Source organism: Paenibacillus sp. FSL M7-1414, assembly GCF_038003195.1.
Taxonomy (GTDB): Bacteria; Bacillota; Bacilli; order Paenibacillales; family Paenibacillaceae; genus Paenibacillus; species Paenibacillus amylolyticus.
Window position 1 is genome coordinate 1322638 of record NZ_JBBOOS010000001.1, and the last position, 20678, is coordinate 1343315.

The window sequence follows — 20678 nt, forward strand, 5'->3', positions numbered from 1 at the left end:
ATGTAAAAAATAATCTTGTTTTGTGTAATGGGGGGATTAAAAGCCAGTTATGAATCAATCACTATTTAATTGGATTAATCAGTTTGCAGACCAAATACCGTTTCTGGACTGGTTTATGATCACATCATCCGAGTATGCGGTTTGGGTCATGATCGCACTGCTCGTTATCGTATGGTTTCTCGGTGATCCATCGAAACAACGAATTGTTTTCTATGCCTGTGTGGCTTCCATTGTAGCGCTAGTTCTGGCCAAATGGGGGATATCACCAGCGGTCGGTCATCCAAGACCTTTTGTGGAAGGGACTGTGCATCAGCTGGTTGCCCATGTACCTGATCCTTCTTTTCCAAGTAAACATGCTTCCTTTGTATTTGCTCTATCGGCTGCTTCATTCTTTATTGGACGTCGCTTCGGGTCATGGATGATGTTACTCGCTGTGTTGACAGGGGTGTCTCGTGTATATGTTGGTGTACATTATCCAGGAGATATTCTGGGAGGATTCATTCTCGGAAGTCTGCTTAGTGTGGTTCTGATTACAACCCGCAATTATACCAAGTCGATTCCCGACTTCTTCATTAACATACACCGACGTGTTTTTCGTTAGCTTTTGAAAGCAATGTCTAGTGAAGTTTTGAGTTTAGTTTATTGAAAGAAGTCTCTTATCTCTGGTTCTGCCAAAGATGGGAGACTTTTTTTGTGTTATGTTCGAAGTTACATGAAATTTACAGAAATTGAATTCTAACATCTACAATTCACGACGATCGGTGACGATATATTATAAATATGTATTATTTTGAGGAGTGGGACACATGGAAGACACGCGGGGGAATAAGTTGGGGATATTGAAGTTAACGATTCGAGGCAAGTTACTGACTGGTTTTCTCATAGTCGTGGCTCTGTTGATTGTTGTAAGCGTTTATGCGTTAATACAGATCCATAATATGTCTGGTAAAGCCAATGATGTGGACCAGACCTGGATGCCGAGTGTAAGCCTGTTGGGTATGATGAATGGTGATGTTTCGGATGTAGAGCGGTTAGCGCTGGCCATTATCGTTGAACAGGACGAAGAAGAAAACGTCAAGGTGAATGAAGCGTTAAAGTTGCTCCTCACGAAGATTGAAGATGAGCGTAAACAGCTGCTAACGTTCATTGAGAGCAATGATGAAGCGATGAAGCTCTACAATGATTTCAGTACGAATTATGATGCTTATGTGGAGAAAATGCCTGCATTCATAGAATTCGGTATTGCAAATAACTATGAAGAAGCAAGTAGACTGCACACTGAAGCCTATCCATTGTGGTATACAGCTAACGACACGATTGCCAAGCTGATCGAATCTGGGAATAAAGGATCGGATGCAGCAACGAATGATTCTGTCGAGTTGGCTGAGAATACATTTAATGTGATTTTGGCAGTGACGATTTTTGCATTCCTGATCGCCGTGTTCATTGCATTCTTCATTGCAAGCATCATTTCACGTCCAATCAAAAAGATGAATGAAGCGGCCATGGCTATTGCCAATGGTGATCTGACGGGTGAGACGATTGTGCTCAAGAACAAAGACGAATTGGGAACGCTCGCGGCTTCCTTCAATACCATGAGTGGTAATTTGCGCTCCATGATTGAATCGGTATCGATGACTTCCGAACAGGTAGCGGCTTCATCGGAAGAGCTTCTTGCAAGTGCAGAGCAAAATACTCAAGCCTCGGAACAGATTTCCGAAACGGTTGAGGAACTGGCCGTGGGCACGTCAGATCAAGTTGATATTGTGAAGCGCTCTTCACAGGCGATGAATGAGATGGCTCTCGGATCAGAGCAGATTGCCGAGCTTGCTCAGAGTGTATCCGTATCTGCTGTAGATGCGGCGAATCAATCTTCCGAAGGAAATATGATTATTCAGCAAGCGGTTGAACAGATGGGTTCTGTTCGAAATTCCATTGCTTCGCTTACTGAATTGGTTACAGGGCTGGGGGAACGTTCAGCAGAGATTGGAACCATTACCGAGGTAATCAACAACATTGCCCGGCAGACCAATCTGCTTGCACTGAATGCAGCCATTGAAGCCGCACGAGCAGGAGAGCACGGACGTGGTTTCGCCGTAGTTGCGGGAGAAGTGCGTAAGTTGGCTGAGGAATCTTCTACATCTGCGCAAAGAATTACGGATCTCGTTCAATTGATCCAGAAAGATACGGATCATGCTGTTCAGGCAGTGAAAGTGAACAGCAGTGAGACAGAAGCAGGAATCGAGATGGTTACTGCGGCAGGACAAGCGTTCGAGCAGATCTCGGATGCGGTCAACAAAGTAGCGGGTGAAATCCAGGAAGTATCTGCAGGTTCAGAGGAAATGTCGGCGAGTACAACTGAGGTTGTAGGATATGTAAGTCAAATCTCCAACATTGCTGGAGAGGCAGCGGGCGGGGTTCATAATGTATCTGCCGCAACTCAGCAGCAGTTGGCTTCGATGGAAGAGATTGCATCATCCGCGGGTTCATTATCCAAAATGGCCGAAGAACTGCAGGAGCAGATTAACAAGTTCAAAGTGTAACCAATGAGATGTTCTGATACCTAAGGTGTACAGAAACATACTGACAGGATGGTCAGAATGCCATTCGATTTGTACTGTTGATGATAACAAGGGCGAGAAGCTGTTTCTCTAACGCGCATATGCGTTAGAGAAACAGCTTTTTTTGTCACATGACGCAGAGCAGGTCACAACAATGTTATTTCAGAAGTCACCAACGCTTATATAGCTGGTGAAACAAACGGCTATAATGGTAATTAATGGTGGAACTTACACTGAAATACACCATGGGGAGGAGCGATATAAACTTGCAGTCCAGAGTAATGCATACGGAATATTGATGAAGAGGAGATGAATAGTTGAACATGAAGGGGAGCTGGTGGAGACGAGTCGCTATGATCGCGTTATCGGCAGGACTACTGGCAGGGAGTTTATCGATGGGCACAGGAATTCGTAAGGCGGATGCGGCCGCTGGAAATCAGAACTATGCTGAAGCACTGCAAAAGGCCATTTACTTCTATGAGGCACAGCGCTCGGGTCCGTTGCCAGCGAGTAATCGGGTCGAATGGCGTGGTAATTCGGGCATGCAGGATGGAGCTGATGTAGGTGTTGATCTGACCGGAGGATGGTATGATGCCGGAGATCACGTGAAGTTTGGTTTTCCGATGGCTGCTTCCGCAACGATGCTCGCCTGGTCTGTCGTGGAATACAGTGACGGATATGAACAGGCCGGACAACTGGAGGAGATCAAGGATAATATCCGATGGGCGACCGACTATTTTATGAAAGCGCATACGAAACCAAATGAATTATGGGGACAAGTGGGGGCAGGTAATACCGACCATGCCTGGTGGGGACCCGCAGAAGTCATGCAGATGAACCGTCCTTCGTTCAAGATTGATGCTTCATGCCCGGGCAGTGATCTGGCGGCAGAAACGGCTGCAGCGCTGGCAGCGTCATCGATTGTATTTGCAGATGATGATCCGGCATATTCGGCCAGACTGCTTCAACATGCGAAAGAGCTGTACAACTTCGCAGATACATATCGGGGGGAATACACCGATTGTATCACTGATGCTGCAGCGTTTTATAATTCGTGGACAGGATACGAAGACGAGCTGGCATGGGGTGGCGCATGGCTTTATTTAGCCACTAATGATAGCGCTTACTTGTCCAAAGCCATTGCAGCTACGGACCGGTGGTCTTCTAGCGGAGGCTCAGCCAATTGGCCCTATACCTGGACACAAGGTTGGGACAGTAAACATTATGGTGCCCAGATTCTGCTTGCCCGTATTACGTCCAGTTTGAACATGCCGGAGGCGACAAGATTTATTCAGTCGACTGAGCGCAATCTGGATTATTGGACGGTTGGAGTCAATGGGACACGAGTCAAGTATACGCCAGGAGGTCTGGCGTGGCTGGATCAGTGGGGCTCGCTCCGATATGCAGCGAATGCATCCTTTATTTCTTTTGTATACTCCGACTGGGTGAGTGATCCTGTGAAAAAGTCAAGATATCAGGATTTTGCTGTCTCACAGATGAATTATATTCTGGGCGATAATCCGCGTCAGAGCAGTTATGTGGTCGGATATGGGCAAAATGCACCTCAACATCCGCATCATCGGACCGCTCACGGTTCATGGCTGAATAACGAAGATATCCCGGCTAACCATCGCCACATTCTGTATGGTGCCATGGTCGGTGGCCCGGATGCATCGGATGGATATACCGATGATATCGGGGATTACGTGAGTAATGAGGTCGCAACCGATTACAATGCTGGTTTTACCGGCGCACTGGCAAAGATGAATTTGCTATTTGGTCAGAATCATCAGCCCCTGGCGAACTTCCCTGCACCTGAGGTGAAGGGAGATGAGTTCTTTGTGGAGGCTGCGATCAAATCATCAGGTGCCAATTATACGGAAATCAGAGCACAGCTTAATAATCGTTCCGCTTGGCCTGCCCGAATGGGAGATCAACTTTCTTTTAAGTATTTCCTGGATTTGAGTGAAGTGTATGCTGCCGGACGTACGGTATCGGACGTGCAAGTGACAACCTCCTATACGGAGGGGGCGACGGTATCCCAACCAGTTGTGGTGAATGCAGCCCAGCATATCTATGCCATTACGGCGAACTTCGGTAATACCAAGATCTATCCAGGTGGGGAAGGAAATTATCGTAAAGAAGTACAGTTCCGCATTACAGGCCCACAGGGTGCATGGAATGCCAGCAATGATCATTCGTTCCAGACACTGACCACAGGCACTCCTGTGAAGAGCATATACCTTCCAGTCTATGATGCAGGGGTGAAGGTGTATGGACAGGAGCCTGGTGTTACACCAGTCACGGTTCCAGGCGCACCTGCTGGCGTGCAGGCTGTAGCGGGAAGCAGTCAGGTTAACCTGACTTGGGCCGCTGTATCAAGGGCCGAATCGTATACGGTGAAGCGTTCCGAGGTGAGTGGAGGACCATATACAACTGTTGCGACAGGGGTTAATGGATTGACCTACACAAACACGGGACTGACCAACGGGACGGCTTATTATTATGTAGTGACTGCTGTGAATTCAGCAGGGGAATCATCGGGTTCTGTACAGGTGTCGGCTACCCCGCAAGCAGCTTCGACGGTGCCGGGAGCACTGACTTTAAGTGGGACAGCTGGTAATGCGCAGTCGGTCCTGACTTGGACAGCAGCCTCGGGCGCTACTAGCTATAAGGTACAACGTTCGGTGGCAGGCGGGACATATGCAGATGTGGCAACTGGAGTGTCCGTGTTGACTTACACCGATACAACAGCGCTGAATGGCACCACGTACAATTACCGGGTTGCAGCTGTGAATGAGAACGGACAGACACTGTCCAATGTCCTGGCACTGACGCCTTCTGCACCTCCGGTGACGACCGGTACACTCGAAGTGCAGTACCGCAGCGGAGGGTCGGGGAATTCAAGTAATGCGGTGACTCCGCAGTTCAACGTGAAGAATACCGGAACACAGGCGATTGATCTCAGTACCGTGAAGATCCGATATTATTTCACCAAGGATGGTGCGGATCAAATGACCTTCTGGTGTGATTATGCCGAGATGGGCACGGCCAATGTTGAAGGTACATTTGTCGCAGTGAATCCGGCGAAGGGTACCGCAGATACGTATCTGGAGATTAGCTTCAAGTCCGGAGCAGGCAGTTTGGCCGCTGGAGCAGAGACCGGCGTGATTCAAGCACGCTTTTCCAAAAATAACTGGAGCAATTTCGATCTAAGTAATGATTATTCCTATGATGCTTCCAAGACGGCTTTTGCCGCATGGAACAAGGTAACCGCGTATCAGGGAAACACCAAAGTATGGGGCTTGGAACCGTAACTAGCTCAAGATCATTGGCCGAATAGCAGCATGGGCAGACCAACAGCACTTATATTCAATTTCCACTATTCCAGGGAGGTATATATTAATGTTGAAATCAGCTGCGAAAAAAAGTTTAACAGCCATGCTGGCGGGAACCGTCATGTTGACCGGATACACCGGACTCTGGGCAGGGCCGCAAACAGCACATGCCGCAGATCAGGCCATCGAGATTCAGGCAGACGGCATTAATGAAGTTCGGTTTTTGCAATTATATGATCAGTTGAAAGATCCGGCGAACGGATATTTTTCGCCAGAGGGTCTGCCGTATCATTCCATTGAGACCCTGCTGAGTGAGGCACCGGATTATGGTCATATGACGACGTCCGAGGCATACAGTTACTGGCTGTGGTTGGAAACCATGTATGGCCACTACACGGGAGACTGGTCCCAATTGGAAGCAGCTTGGGACAGTATGGAGAAATACATTATCCCGGTCAATGAAGGTGACGGCAAGGAAGAGCAGCCTACGATGAGCTCATACAACCCGAACAGCCCTGCTACGTATGCAGCGGAAAAACCTTTTCCTGATCAATATCCATCGCCACTTAATGGTCAATATGCAGCGGGTAAAGACCCGATTGATGCCGAACTTAAGGCGACCTATGGTGACAATCAGACCTATCTCATGCACTGGCTGGTCGATGTGGATAACTGGTATGGATATGGCAACCTGTTGAATCCATCACATACAGCTACCTATGTGAATACGTTCCAACGTGGGGAGCAGGAGTCTGTGTGGGAAGCCATTCCGCATCCATCCCAGGATGATAAATCTTTTGGTAAGGCAAACGAAGGTTTCATGAGCTTGTTCACAAAGGAAAATCAGGTACCGTCAGCGCAATGGCGTTACACAAATGCAACGGATGCCGATGCACGTGCTGTACAGGTGCTGTATTGGGCAAAGGAGATGGGATACAACAATCCGGAATATCTGGATAAAGCGAAGAAGATGGGGGACTATCTGCGCTATGGCATGTATGATAAATACTTCCAGAAAATTGGAAGTGCAAAGAGCGGTACACCAACTCCGGGTACAGGCAAGGATTCCAACATGTATCTCATGGCTTGGTATACGTCTTGGGGCGGTGGCTTGGGTCAAGGTGGGGATTGGGCTTGGCGCATTGGAGCGAGCCATACCCATCAGGCTTATCAAAACCCGGTTGCAGCGTATGCTTTGTCTGATCCGGCTGGCGGCTTGATTCCGGAATCAGCAACAGCGAAGGCAGATTGGAATGCTACGCTGAAACGTCAGTTGGAATTCTACACTTGGCTACAATCCCATGAAGGAGCTATCGGCGGGGGAGCAACGAACAGTCTGGATGGTTCATACAAAGCCTATCCGGCAGGCGTAAGCACATTCTATGACATGGCCTATCAAGAAGCACCAGTGTATCGTGATCCGGATTCCAACACCTGGTTTGGATTCCAGGCATGGCCGCTGGAGCGTGTAGCCGAGATGTACTATATTCTTGCGGAGAGCGGTGATTTGACCTCTGAGAACTTCCAGATGGCCAAAAAAGTAATCACGAAGTGGATCGACTGGAGTAAGGATTATGTATTTGTAGGTGAGCGCCCGGTGACGGATGCGCAAGGTTATTATCTGAATGCGGCTGGACAGCGCATTTTGGGTGGAACTAATGTTCAGGTAGCTACAACGCCGGCTCCGGGAGAATTCTGGATTCCGGGTGGTCAGGAATGGCAGGGTCAACCGGACAAATGGAATGGATTCAGTTCGTTTACGGAAAATCCGAACTTCCGTGTAACGACCAAAGATCCAGTGCAGGACACAGGAGTTCTGGGAAGTTACGTTAAAGCTCTGACCTTCTTCGCAGCCGGAACACAGGCAGAGAACGGTACATTTAGCGCGGAAGGCCAAGAAGCCAAGGATTTGGCTGAGGCTTTGCTGGATACAGCTTGGGATTACAATGATGGTGTGGGGATTGTTACGGAAGAAGAGCGTAAAGACTACTTCCGCTTCTTTGCCAAAGAGATCTATATCCCGGCGAACTGGTCTGGAACCTTTGGTCAAGGCAATACGATTCCAGGTACAGCGGGTGTACCTTCCGATCCGGCGAAAGGTGGCAATGGCGTATACATTGGATACTCCGATCTGCGTCCGGCCATCAAGCAAGATCCGGCATGGGCTTACCTGGATAATCTGTACAAAACGTCATATAACACAACCACGAAGCAGTGGGAAAACGGTGCACCTACCTTTACGTATCACCGGTTCTGGTCACAGGTGGATATGGCTACAGCGTATGGCGAGTATGATCGTCTCCTCGGAGATTCCGATAGTCCGGAAGTGGAAGTACCCGCTGCTCCTGCTGGCGTAACAGCAACTGGAGGAAGTGAGCAAGTGGTTCTGAATTGGAATGCAGCCGCTGGTGCAGCCTCGTATACCGTGAAACGTGCAGAAGTGAATGGTGGTCCTTATACGTCTGTAGCGACAGGGGTCACAGGATCGACATTCACGGATACAGGTTTGACCAACGGCACAACGTATTATTATGTCATCACTGCGGTGAATGCCGTAGGTGAGTCTGCACCGTCGACACAGGCATCTGCAACACCACTCGCAGGTACCGTTGTGCCAGGCGTATTCAACCTTACTGGAACGGCTGGCAATGCCCAGGCGGTCCTGACATGGACTGCATCAACTGGAGCAGCGAGTTATAAGGTACAACGTTCGGTAGGCAGCGGGGCATATGCTGATCTGGCAACAGGTTTGACCGCACTGACGTATACCGACGCTACAGCGGTGAATGGTACGGCTTATAATTATAGAGTCGTAGCTATTAATACGAGTGGTCAGACGAATTCGAATGTATTGGTGTTGACTCCATTGGCACCTCCAGTTACAACGGGAACGCTTGAAGTACAATACCGTAATGGTAGTTCAGGGGCTTCGGTCAATGCGATTACTCCACAATTTAATGTGAAGAATACAGGTACAACTGCTGTGGACTTGAGCAAAGTGAAGGTCCGGTATTATTTCACCAAGGATAGTGCCGCTGATCTGAGTTTCTGGTGTGATTATGCACAGATTGGCAGTGGTAACGTGGAAGGGCATTTTGTTTCGATAGATCCGGCCAAGGGCACGGCAGATACGTATCTGGAGATTGAATTCAAAGCAGGTGCTGGCAGTTTGGCGGCGGGTGCCGAAACCGGAATCATCCAGGGACGTTTCTCGAAAAACAACTGGACGAATTTTGATCAAACGAATGATTATTCCTTTGATTCCATCCAAACGGCCTTCAGTGCCTGGACAAAAGTGACAGCTTATCAGGATGGCGCCAAGGTATGGGGAATTGAACCTTAAATGAGTTGATCGACCGATTGTAGAGTGATGTTACTCATCATACAGGTTAAGCCGGGGAGAAATCCCTGGCTTTTCTTTTCTTATGGAAAAGCAAAAATGAAATACGAAATAATCACCGGACACTGCTGATAAATCGATCCGTATTGAGTCTGGAGGCAAAAAGGTGAATTCGGGGAACGGTAATCGGTAAATGAATCATAGTAATGTTTACCATATTTGATATTATAAACATTAAAATCTAGGTCATATGGCATATATCCTGAATGAGAAACGACCTAACTCTTTTATCGCGGTAAAATGAAGCATATCAAATAGTTACAATAATTTAACCTTTCAAAAAGAAGGGATCAGCAGTGAATTTTTCCAGTAGATTATGGACACACCCTGATACTTAGTGCTCAAGTTCGCCTATATCAATACAGGACTTTCGACTGATGAACGTTATGGATAGCCCGTTTACAATGGGGCAAGCCCGGGAGAACCAAGCCAGGTTAAAATTCTGTAACATCAGGGGGAACTCGACATCATGAACTGGAAAAAAACGATTATTACGGCAAGTGTCACAGCAACGATGCTGATGGGAAGTCTGACGACAGGAGCACTAACGGCACAGGTATCGGCAGCTGCTGTTAACAATTCACAAGTAAAAGTAATTTGGGGCGTAAACCTACGCACAACACCTTCTTCTTCTGCGAAGATTGTTCGCTTGGTTGCTAAAGGGGAAACGGTAACGGTGCTTCAGCAATCCGGTTCGGATTGGTATAAGATTAAGGATTCTGCTAACCGGACAGGCTACATATCTTCTTCATCCAAATACACACAAGCGATTAGTGGCGGCACAAGCGGATCGGGTTCGAATAGTGGTACATCGGTGACCGGCAATGCGTCTGTAGAAAAAGTGATTGCAGCGGGAATGAAATATTTGGGAACACCTTATGAGTTCGGAGCCAGTCGTAACAGCACAGCTACTTTTGACTGTTCCAGCTTTGTACGCCAGGCCTTCATTGATGCACTGGGCATCAAGCTTCCAGCGGATTCCCGCAAACAGGGAGACTATGTAAAAGCCAAGGGTACAGTTCAGACGAACTGGAAAAACCTGAAACGCGGTGATCTGATGTATTTCATGTCGTATAAAGGCAGCTCTGCATCATCGTATTCGGGCGTGAATAAATCTAGCGCAACCATTACGCACACAGGGATTTACCTGGGCAACGGCAAGGTATTACATACGTATTCCAACGCTGGCGGTGGTGTAACAACTAGTGATATCTCCGGCAAACACTGGGAGTATCGCTTCCTGTTTGGTGGCAGTGCGCTGTAGGTTGAAACAAGAACCTTCTTAAATAATCCACGCATGTTCATATGCATACAAAACACCTCCCATTCTGCCTTTGACAGGCGAGTGGGAGGTGTTTTGGTGTTATTTATTATTTTGAAGAACTCAATCGTGATAGTACAGCCGGAACAGGATATCCTGATTGTAGTTGCCGAATCCCTCACCATATAAGGTAAGACCGCCTACATGCTGAGCATCTTCCTCCACCGAAAGACGAAGAGTCCATTGGTTGCGTTCGACCGGGATATCTGCGAGTGTAATGTCGGATAGATGTTGTCCATCAATAAACGTACCCTCATTGGTAATTCGCAGTACCTTGAGCATGCCGTACTGATTGACACTGTCACTCCACCATTCCGGGGTGAACATGCCACGTCCGTTGCCTGAATCTCCAGGGCTTGTCCATTCCCCTAATCGGATGCCATTCAGCATGAATGTAATATCCGAGGGCCAATTCGGATTCACCGAAGGGGCTTCTGACCCGATCTCGAGGGACAATTCAATCGCATTGATCTGCTGTCCGGATAAGATATAGTTTGGAATTTTGTACTCCACAAATCCACGGCCAAACCATAGAATATGGGCATGCATCCGCTCGGGGTCAAGAAAATAACGAGGGTCATCATACTGACCGATAACATGATTGGACGTAGCCAGACCACATGTCGGATAAACGTCGAAGTGGGTGTAGTGTCCCACAGGGACGGAAACCTCATGGAGCTTGCGGGCTGTCCCGCTTTCTTGGGGCATGGAGATGCCAATCCAGTCTACAGCAAGGCTGTTCATTTTATGTGTGCCGCCGTCTTTGCGTATCATTTTGGACTGAATAATGCCCACATCCTGAAGTTTGCGGACATGCATGGTCACGATGGCACTACTCAGACCCAGTGAAGCAGCAAGGTCTTTCACATTCATCGGAGTCTCTGCAACAAGGCGGATGATCTGTAGACGGACTTCACTGGCAAGTGCTTCATATAGGGGTAGCCATTCGGCATCGGTATTTGCTCTGATCACAGTTGTTCCTCCATTTTATCTGTATAGAATTAAGTTAAACATAAATTCAGTAAAAAGAATAACATTTTGCAAAATTCAGGTTGAAATTAAGGCTATAATCGATTTTAATATAAATATGAACGTTGATCCATAGAATATCAATTAATTTTTATATTAATCTTAGGGAGTTGAAATTCATTATGGAAAAAGCAAAAATGACGGTAGATAAAGATTTTACTATTGGTGTAGTGGATAAGCGATTGTACGGATCATTTATTGAGCATTTGGGACGTGCAGTCTATGGCGGGATTTACGAGCCGGGGCATCCATCAGCGAATGAACAGGGTTTCCGCACGGATGTGCTGGAGATGGTCAAAGAGTTGAATGTACCGATTGTACGTTATCCTGGAGGTAATTTTGTATCCGGTTACAATTGGGAAGATTCGGTTGGACCTGTGTCAGAACGCAAACGCAGACTGGAACTGGCCTGGAGAACGATTGAGACCAATGAATTTGGCTTCAACGAATTCGTGGACTGGGCAAAACAGGCTAATTCTGAAGTGATGATGGCGGTCAATCTGGGAACACGGGGTACGGATGCAGCTCGCAACATTGTAGAGTACAGCAACCATCCGGAAGGTTCGTACTATAGTGATCTTCGCATCAAGCATGGATACAAGCAGCCACATGCGATCAAAACATGGTGTCTGGGCAACGAGATGGATGGTCCTTGGCAGATTGGTCACAAAACGGCAGATGAGTATGGACGGTTAGCCGTTGAAGCGGCAAAAGTCATGAAGTGGACGGATCCGACGATTGAGCTGGTAGCCTGCGGAAGTTCGAATCTGAATATGCCATCGTTCCCGGAATGGGAAGCAACGGTGCTGGATCATACGTATGATCACGTGGAGTATCTGTCCTTGCATCAATACTACGGCAATCAAGAGCAAGATACGCCAACGTTCCTGGCACGCTCGCTTGAAATGGATCGTTTTATCGATACCGTGAAGGCGACTTGTGATTATATCAAAGCGAAGAAACGTAGCAAAAAGACGATGTATCTGTCCTTTGATGAGTGGAATGTATGGTATCACTCCAATGAAAATGATTCGAAGATGGACCCTTGGCAGATTGCTCCGCCACAGCTGGAGGATATCTACAATCATGAGGATGCGCTGCTTGTTGGTTGTATGTTGATCAGTATGCTCAAACATGCGGATCGGGTTAAAATGGCCTGTCTGGCACAACTCGTTAACGTGATTGCGCCGATCATGACAGATACGGGTGGTGGTTCATGGAGACAGACAATCTTCTATCCATTCATGCATACGTCCCTCTTCGGGCGTGGAACAGCATTGGTGCCATTGATCCAGTCTCCAAAATACGATACAAAACAAATCACAGATGTTCCTTATCTGGAAGCTATTGCGGTTCATAACGAAGAGCAGGGTGAAGTGACTGTATTTGCAGTCAACCGTCATCTGGAAGAATCCCTTCCGCTCGAGGTGGACCTGCGCAGCTTCGGGAAGTGTACCGTGATCGAGCATATCGTGCTGGAAAGTGATGATCTCAAAGCATCTAATACGGCAGCACAACCAAACCGCGTTGCTCCTCATAATCGCGGGGGTGCAGTTGTATCTGATACCCTGATTACGGCGAGCTTGGCAAAAGCATCATGGAACGTGATTCGTTTGAAAGTTCAGTAATGGATTAGCATAAAGGTGGAGCTAGAATAAAAAGTGGACACCCGTTAACGGACGGAAGGATAATAAGACTAACGGAGGTGTCCACATGGGAGAACAGCGGCAACGATATAACGAAGAATTCAAAAAACAAACGGTCAAATTCATTCAAGAGCAGACGAAGACACTTGGAGATTTGGCAGAAGAACTCAACATTCCAAAAAGTACGTTGCACCAATGGATGAGTAAGTACCGCGAACTAAAACATGAGCCTGTTGCCAGCGTAGATCGAGTGAAGGAACTGGAAGCAGAGCTTCAAGAGATGCGCCGGTTGCTTCAAGAGAAAGATCACACGCTTGCGGATACACAAGAAGAACTGGCGATTGTAAAAAAAGCAGTGCACATTTTCAGCAAACCAAAGAGCTAAGATTTCAGTTTGTGGAAGATCATCGCTCCGAGTTTTCTTTGGAGAAGATGTGCAGAACCTTTCAAGTATCACGGAGCGGATATTACAAATGGCGAATGGACCGAACCAGCATGCGGCAGAACCGTAAAGACGAGGTCATGAAGCGTATTCGCTATCATTTTACGACCACCAGATGCGGTGTGGAAGCCCTAAAATTACGTATCTGCTCCATTTAGAAGGGCTGCGAATCTCTTCACGTACCGTCAGTATATACATGCGTCAAATGAATCTACGTTCTGTGGTCATGCCCAAATATCGCGTTCAGACGACGGATTCCAAACACGACCATCCCCTTGCGCCAAATACGCTGAATCAGCAATTTAAAACGTCCAAACCGAATAAGGTATGGGTTACCGACATCACCTACATTCCTTGCCGAGGAGGTCGTCTATATCTCGCCAGCGTTCTGGATTTGTGCACACGTGAAATTGTAGGCTGGCGTCTATATAACCATATGGAAACCAGTTTGGTGATGGGTGCACTGGAGGAAGCTTATAAGGCCAAACGCCCCGCTCGGGGATTACTCCATCACTCAGATCGCGGCTCTCAATACACGTCAAAAGAATACGTGGAGCAACTAAAATCATACGGAATGGAATCAAGCATGAGCCGCCGAGGAAACTGTTATGATAACGCCTGTATTGAGTCATGGCACAGTATTTTAAAGAAGGAACTCATTTACTGCAACCCTCGTTTTAAGACGCCGGAAGAGGCTTATACTGCCATCTACCAGTACATTGAGTTCTATTACAACCGCAAGCGAATGCATGGCGCACTAGGGTATCTTTCCCCTGCTCGTTTTGCGATGAATTTTACGGACAAATCCGCAGCGTAGTGTCTACTTTTTTGACATAGGTCCAAGGGATGGGACACGTTGGAGCGCAATGGCAGGCTTGATGCCCGAGAAGGAAGCCAGCGGCTCAGAGGATCAGCGTGTTCTTTCAATCAAAAAAGCTGGATGCGAGTTCATCGCATTCAGCTTTTTTTCGTTGTATTTTATAGGGAAAAGGAAGGCATGGGAGACATGAGTAATGATGTGGCAGACAAGATAGCATATAAGTTAGGTAACGGCGTGTGTTGAAAATGAAGTACACGGTCCTGCCATACGCATACGCGCCAACGAATCTAGGACACCTTATTGTGCCGATTATTGCTATATTAGAAACTTAATGAATCGGAGACACGTTATTCTGGCAAAATGATGGATAAATCTAGGTAAAAGCATGCCCAGAGCGGAAATAACATGTCTAGGATTCGTTAGGATATCAGATTAGCTGAAAACAGACTAATAACGTGTGCTGAGTTCGTTACAATCCACCCACCTGTGTGAAAAGGTTATTTCTCTTCTGCTTTGCTTCAGCGTAGCTTCCGCTTCAATTTAAAACTCAAAACTTTCGCCGTCACGTGGGATGAGCACCTGACCATCCATCTGCTCGGATGCCAGATAAGTCGCAAGATCCGTACGAGACATCACACAATGGTTAATCGCATCCATGTGCACAGCGATGACATGAGCAGATGGCGCATGGCGCTTCACGGCGACAACGTCAGGCCCGTCCATTGTAATGGGATCACCCTCCACGAAGCGTGCACCTCCGGCATTCACGACAATGACTTCAGGCGTATATTGGCGGATGGCCTCAGCAGGTTCTTCACACCAGATGGTATCCCCCGCAATATAGGTGACAGGTTCTCCATCTGCTTCAAGTACGAAGCCGGACACCTTGCCCATACGTTCGCCGATTTCACCTGTGCCATGATGCCCGGATGTACGGGCGAATCGGACAGAGTGATGCTCATGTTTTTCATCTACAGCTGTTACATTCGTGAATCCAGCCTCCAGAAATACATTCTCGTCCCCAGGCTGGCAGATCAGGGGAATGTCTTTGCCAAGTTGTTTCGCCGCGGCTTCATCCCAGTGGTCCAGATGGGTGTGTGTCACAATCAACAGATCCGGATTCAGATAATCCGTTTCGAGTTCAGGCAGACCGACTCTCGGATTACGTAGCTCATTGGGTGTGTTCGGGAATGCAGGCATGACTTCGGCGTCCATCAACATCGGATCAACGAGAATGTTCAGTCCTCCGTATTCCAGCCACAGTGTAGCATTGCGAATCAGTTGAATTTTCATTATATTTGCACTCCTTCGAGTTGTTTAATAGTATTACCCTATATGGTATACAACCCGTTTAACGGCGTACATAACATGATGAATGGAATTAGGCCACACTAATTTCACCGTGAAAGGATTGCTGAAGCAAGATGAATGAAATGGTAGATGACACAGATATACGTATTTTGCAGATTCTGATTCAGGATGCCAAACGTTCTCACAAAGAGATCGGTGAAGCGGTTCATCTCACAGGACAGGCCGTTGGTGCAAGAGTGCGCAAGCTGCAAGATCTGGGTGTAATTGAAGGGTATACGGTAAAATGGAACCCGGAACGCCTTGGCCTCGGCCTACAGGCATTTGTCACGGTTTTTTTGAACTCAGGCGACAGACACGCTGCCTTTCGTACATTCATTGCTGATCGTAAGGACATCGTTGAAGTCCATCGCGTTAGCGGAGAAGGCTGTTATCTGATGAGAGTGCAGACCGGCACCACAGAGCAGCTGGGTCAACTGCTTGAAGCATTACTGCCCTACGGCAATTACAAAGTCAGCCTGTCCATAGGTGTAGAGAAATCACAGTGATGTGTGGGGAGCTTGTCCTCATCCATCCCGGTACTCAACGATCTTGTTTCTGTTCCTGCAAAGTCTCCTGAAGCAAAGTCACAGCCTGGTTCAGCTCTTTTTTGCTCAGCAGATGATCTGTCTGAATATGAGACCGTGTGCCGTCCTTTAAGTACAGGACAAACATGGGAGAAGCGGACAGGAGCCACTTGCTGCGGGCAGGTGAGGCGAGTTCGACTTTGCGAATCTGGCTCCAAGCAATCTTACGTTTGCCCGTGCTTAACGCATCATCATCCCAGGATAACAACACGGCAGGGGTTTTGGTTAGTCGTGACACAAACATGAAGAACAGCGGTCCGATCAACCACATACCCAGCACGGCTGCAATGGAATAGTATATGGTCTCCAGTCTTTCGGCTTGTCCGTCCACGATGATCCATAATAAGCTCACGCACAAGAGAAGGAAAAGGAAGCATAGACTTCCCTTCCATAGAGCTGTGCTGCGTTGGTAACGAATCTGCTGATGGTCACGCTTGGGTGTTTCGGGTTGTTGCATAGATGTTCCTCCTAATTAACAATGCTGATCGATATGCCAAACGTGCCGCCTGCATAAGCAGAGCGGCATGTTCAACGTTCTGTATTTACTATAACTCAGGTTCATTACCCTGATATAGCTGAATTTTTACCTGCATCACGCGCATGGGTGTACAAGTCTGCATATACACCTTTGGCTGCGATTAGTTCCTGGTGCGGTCCTTCCTCCACAATCTCACCATTCTCCATCACCAGAATTCGATCAGCATGCATCACCGTAGACAGGCGATGAGCAATGACAATGGTGGTGCGTCCCTGGGACACCGATTCCAGCGCCTGCTGCACAAGCTGTTCCGTGTGTGAGTCCAGATTGGCGGTTGCCTCATCCAGGATGAGCACTCGGGGCTGGAACACCACGATCCGGGCAAATGAAATCAATTGCCGTTCCCCGGCGGATAGTCCGCTTCCGCGTTCGGATAGATGTGTATCATATCCTTGTGGCAAACGTGAAATCATCGCATGTGCCCCGACAAACCGGCAGGCCTCAATTGCCTGCTCTCGCGTAATATCCTCACGAAACATTCTCACATTATCAATAATGGAACCGGAGAACAGGAAGGGTTCCTGTTGAATCAGACCCACGATCCGATGAAGCTTAGCCTGCGGCAGATGCCGAATATCGGTACCATCAATCTCGATACTGCCCTTGTTTACATCATAGAAGCGATTGAGCAGGGAGATCAGTGTACTTTTGCCAGCACCTGTTGTGCCCACGATACCTACCATTTCACCCGGATAGAGGTGCAGGTTCATCTGTTGGATCAAGGGCCGGTCTGCCCGATAACCAAACGACACATCATTAAAATCAATCTGGCCCATCACATTTTGTGGTTCAAGAGAGGAGGCCATACCGGGTTTGGGATCAGCAACTTCAGGCCGTGTATTCAGAATGTTCCAGATGCGATCCATCGATACGGTCGTGGACTGGAATGTATTCCATTGCATCGTAATCTGGTTAATCGGTTGAAAGAACTGGCGGATATAGCTGATAAACGCATACAATACCCCGACTTGCAGGGACTCACCCAATACGGCGCGACCTCCAAGCCAGACCATCATGACCAGTGCTGCATTGCCAAGGATATCAAACGTTCGGTTGAAGATGACATTGGAGCGGGCTTGAACAATATTAGCTTTCAAGTGAAGTGCGTTCTGTTCCGAGAAACGTTTCTTCTGTTCTTCCTCCTGGTGAAAAGCTTGAATCAGGAACATGCCGGACAAGTTCTCCGCCGTAAATGCGATCAGACGGGAAAGACGCGTGCGGGCATTTTGATAAGCTTTTCGCAGTCGACTACGGAATAATACCGCAACCACCGCAATGACAGGCAGAACGATCAGGGAGTATGTCGCCAGCACAGGATCAAGTTGGAACATAAAGACGATAATGAGCACCAGCATCATGCCATCCCGAATCAGACTGAGCAGTACTTGAGTGAAAAAGCTGCTGATGGTCTCCGTATCACTGGATACGTTCGTGACCAGACTGCCGATATGAAAACGGTCAAAGAAGGACATGGACATCTTGGAGATATGTTTGAACAAGTCTTTTCTGATCCGGGATACAATGTTCTGTCCCACGTGCTGCAACAGATTATTCTGGATATAGGTAAAAATAAAACTAATGACAGCCAGCCCAAGAAAGATGGCTGCGAGCTGAACGAGAAAGCCCACACTGGTCTGGCCCACGGCCAGATGATCATCGATGGCGATCTTCACCAGATAGGGTTGCAGCAGATCTGCCGATATGCCAAGCAGTGAGCAGAAGAAGATACCGGCAAAAGCCCATTTATGAGGTTTGGCGTATGCCATCATCGCTTTAAACGAAGTTCGTTTACTCTGATCGTCTTCTGCGTCTGGGTGAAGTTCAGCGTTATCGTTAGACATGATGTAATCCCTCCTCCTGCAAACGGTAGGTGGCCGCATATAACCCCTTGGCAGCCATCAACTGCGCATGTGTTCCCTGTTCAGCGACTCGCCCTTCATCCAGAACAATAATATCGTCCGCATGACGGACCGCGCTGATGCGGTGAGAGATGATTAATGTAGTCTTGCCCTTGCCGATCTCGCGCAAACTGCGCAGAATACCACTCTCGGTGACAGCATCAACCGCACTCATGCTGTCATCCAGAATAAGTAACTGTGCTTGTTTGATCAGTCCTCTTGCAAGGCTGGTTCTCTGACGTTGTCCACCAGACAGGGTGAGTCCACGTTCGCCAAGCAGTGTATCGAAGCGATCAGGAAAACGGACAATATTATCATAGATCATGGCTTGTCGTGCACTATGTTCCACTGTATCCAGCGATACTTCCCGGTCGCTAAATGCGATGTTATCCCGGATGGTGGTACTAAACAGGAATCCATCCTGAGGGACATAGGCGATGCGCGATCTTAGACTTTCCAGCGACAGCTGCCGAATATCGGTACCATTGATGCGGATTGTTCCTTCAGGTGGTTCATATGTACGCAGCAATAGCTTAACGAGGGTACTTTTACCTGAGCCGGTCTTGCCTACAATACCGACCGTTCGCCCGGCACGGATATTGAGTTGAATGTTTTTGAGAGAAGGAGATGAACTGCCAGGGTAGGAGAAAGTTAGATTCTCCATGGTGATATCTTGTACGGTTTGGAGCGCTGTGGCTTCAGGGAGTTCGCGTACATCCGCTACTTCGCTGAGCAGGTCATTCACCCGCTCCAGGGATGCGCCCGAGCGCTGAACGGTATTAATGACATTACCGATCTGTTGAAGCGGTCCCATAATAATGCGCAGATATAAGGTTAAGGCGACAAAACTCCCGAGTGTAATAGAATTCTGCATGGTCATAATACCTCCGACAAGCAGAGAAACGACCAATGAGATGGCTCCCAGCAGCGGGAGCAAGGCTTGAAACAAGGAAGACAGACGAACCAGTCGAAGCTGCTTGCTCTTGATTGCATCGACGGTAGTTCCAAAGCGTGCACGAGCACTGTCTTCGATGGCAAACGTCTTGGTTACGCGAATGCCACCTAGCTGCTCTTCCGCCGATTCCGTCATGGTAGCAAGAGCTTCCTGCACGTCGCGAGAGCGCTTGCGAATCCGCGGACCAAAAAACACGACCAGAAATGGAATCGCCAGCAAAGGAACAACACTGATTAGAATGAGCGTCAACGGAATCCCGCTAAGCAGCATCATGACAATGCAGGACAACAGCAGGAAGGTGGCATTGGTCATGAGTGTCACGCCATTGGAGATCGCTTCACGAACGGAAGTAACGTCATTCATGACATAACTGAGGAGTTTTCCGTTTCCCTGTTTGGAGAAATAATGTTCGCTAAGTTCGGAAAACTTACTGAATATACGCTCACGCGTCATGAATTCGAAGCGTCGACCGAGCTTCATAATCATGAATTGCCCGGTACCGAACAGCAGATTATACCCGATGGCAATAGCCAGAAGGGACAGGCTGTACCTTACGACCGTCTGCATCTGAAGAGAGTTCTGCATCAACTGATCCGTGAAACTGCCGAGTATGCGGGGCAGGGATGCTTGCCCGACATTGGAGGCAATAATCAGAAGAACAGCAACCAGATAAACAGGCCAGTTCGACACAACATAACCGCGAAGTAATCCTTTCTTGGACATAAGCGTTGTTCTCCTTTTGTTATAGGTGAAGTCAGTTCAGGCAGGTGGAGTCAAGAAAAGGGCCGACACCTGT

Annotated in this window: 14 protein-coding genes; 9 read left to right on the forward strand and 5 right to left on the reverse strand. The window is 48.0% G+C overall.

From position 1 onward, the window contains the following. Positions 1–49 precede the first annotated feature (49 nt). The 5 genes from MHH92_RS05895 (at position 50) to MHH92_RS05915 (ending at position 10563) form a co-directional block, all read left to right on the forward strand. Complete coding sequence (locus MHH92_RS05895) at positions 50–601, forward strand: undecaprenyl-diphosphatase (protein WP_340902625.1); 552 nt, start codon at positions 50–52, stop codon at positions 599–601. A 205-nt stretch (positions 602–806) separates the two neighbouring features. Beyond that, entirely contained in the window at positions 807–2543 is a 1737-nt protein-coding gene (locus tag MHH92_RS05900; RefSeq protein ID WP_083677324.1) for a methyl-accepting chemotaxis protein, read from the forward strand. A 341-nt stretch (positions 2544–2884) separates the two neighbouring features. After that, positions 2885–5878, forward strand: coding sequence for a glycoside hydrolase family 9 protein (locus MHH92_RS05905; protein WP_340907634.1), 2994 nt, complete (start codon positions 2885–2887; stop codon positions 5876–5878). An 88-nt stretch (positions 5879–5966) separates the two neighbouring features. Then, entirely contained in the window at positions 5967–9242 is a 3276-nt protein-coding gene (locus tag MHH92_RS05910; RefSeq protein WP_340902628.1) for a glycoside hydrolase family 48 protein, read from the forward strand. Between the two features lie 526 nt (positions 9243–9768). Next, positions 9769–10563, forward strand: a complete 795-nt coding sequence (locus tag MHH92_RS05915; protein WP_047841902.1) for a C40 family peptidase — start codon at positions 9769–9771, stop codon at positions 10561–10563. Positions 10564–10683: 120 nt separating this feature from the next. Here MHH92_RS05915 and MHH92_RS05920 read toward each other — a convergent pair whose 3' ends face one another. Next, the gene (locus tag MHH92_RS05920) at positions 10684–11589 is read right to left on the reverse strand and encodes an ArsR/SmtB family transcription factor (RefSeq protein WP_047844139.1); all 906 of its coding nucleotides are present in this window, start codon (positions 11587–11589) and stop codon (positions 10684–10686) included. A gap of 182 nt (positions 11590–11771) precedes the next feature. Here MHH92_RS05920 and arfA point away from each other — a divergent pair, with 182 nt between their 5' ends. From arfA to MHH92_RS05935, 3 genes are all read left to right on the forward strand, one after another. Then, positions 11772–13277 (forward strand): arabinosylfuranosidase ArfA, encoded by a 1506-nt coding sequence (arfA, locus tag MHH92_RS05925; RefSeq protein WP_100526926.1) that lies wholly within the window; start codon positions 11772–11774, stop codon positions 13275–13277. Between the two features lie 85 nt (positions 13278–13362). Further along, the gene (locus MHH92_RS05930; RefSeq protein ID WP_074094933.1) at positions 13363–13680 is read left to right on the forward strand and encodes a transposase; all 318 of its coding nucleotides are present in this window, start codon (positions 13363–13365) and stop codon (positions 13678–13680) included. Positions 13681–13852: 172 nt separating this feature from the next. Continuing rightward, entirely contained in the window at positions 13853–14554 is a 702-nt protein-coding gene (locus MHH92_RS05935) for an IS3 family transposase (protein WP_340902636.1), read from the forward strand. Between the two features lie 543 nt (positions 14555–15097). Here MHH92_RS05935 and MHH92_RS05940 read toward each other — a convergent pair. Further along, positions 15098–15850 (reverse strand): MBL fold metallo-hydrolase, encoded by a 753-nt coding sequence (locus MHH92_RS05940; RefSeq protein WP_253506145.1) that lies wholly within the window; start codon positions 15848–15850, stop codon positions 15098–15100. Between the two features lie 131 nt (positions 15851–15981). On the opposite strand from MHH92_RS05940, the gene MHH92_RS05945 reads away from it, so the two are divergent. After that, entirely contained in the window at positions 15982–16413 is a 432-nt protein-coding gene (locus tag MHH92_RS05945) for an Lrp/AsnC family transcriptional regulator (RefSeq protein WP_253506147.1), read from the forward strand. Between the two features lie 34 nt (positions 16414–16447). Here the strand turns inward: MHH92_RS05945 and MHH92_RS05950 are convergent, their stop codons facing one another. From MHH92_RS05950 to MHH92_RS05960, 3 genes are all read right to left on the reverse strand, one after another. Next, positions 16448–16948: a hypothetical protein gene (locus MHH92_RS05950; protein WP_076251342.1), complete on the reverse strand. Its 501-nt coding sequence runs from the start codon at positions 16946–16948 to the stop codon at positions 16448–16450. 104 nt (positions 16949–17052) lie between these two features. Beyond that, positions 17053–18870 (reverse strand): ABC transporter ATP-binding protein, encoded by a 1818-nt coding sequence (locus MHH92_RS05955; RefSeq protein ID WP_253506149.1) that lies wholly within the window; start codon positions 18868–18870, stop codon positions 17053–17055. Beyond that, complete coding sequence (locus tag MHH92_RS05960) at positions 18863–20605, reverse strand: ABC transporter ATP-binding protein (RefSeq protein WP_253506151.1); 1743 nt, start codon at positions 20603–20605, stop codon at positions 18863–18865. The genes MHH92_RS05955 and MHH92_RS05960 overlap by 8 nt, the downstream gene beginning before the upstream one ends. Positions 20606–20678: the final 73 nt, after the last annotated feature.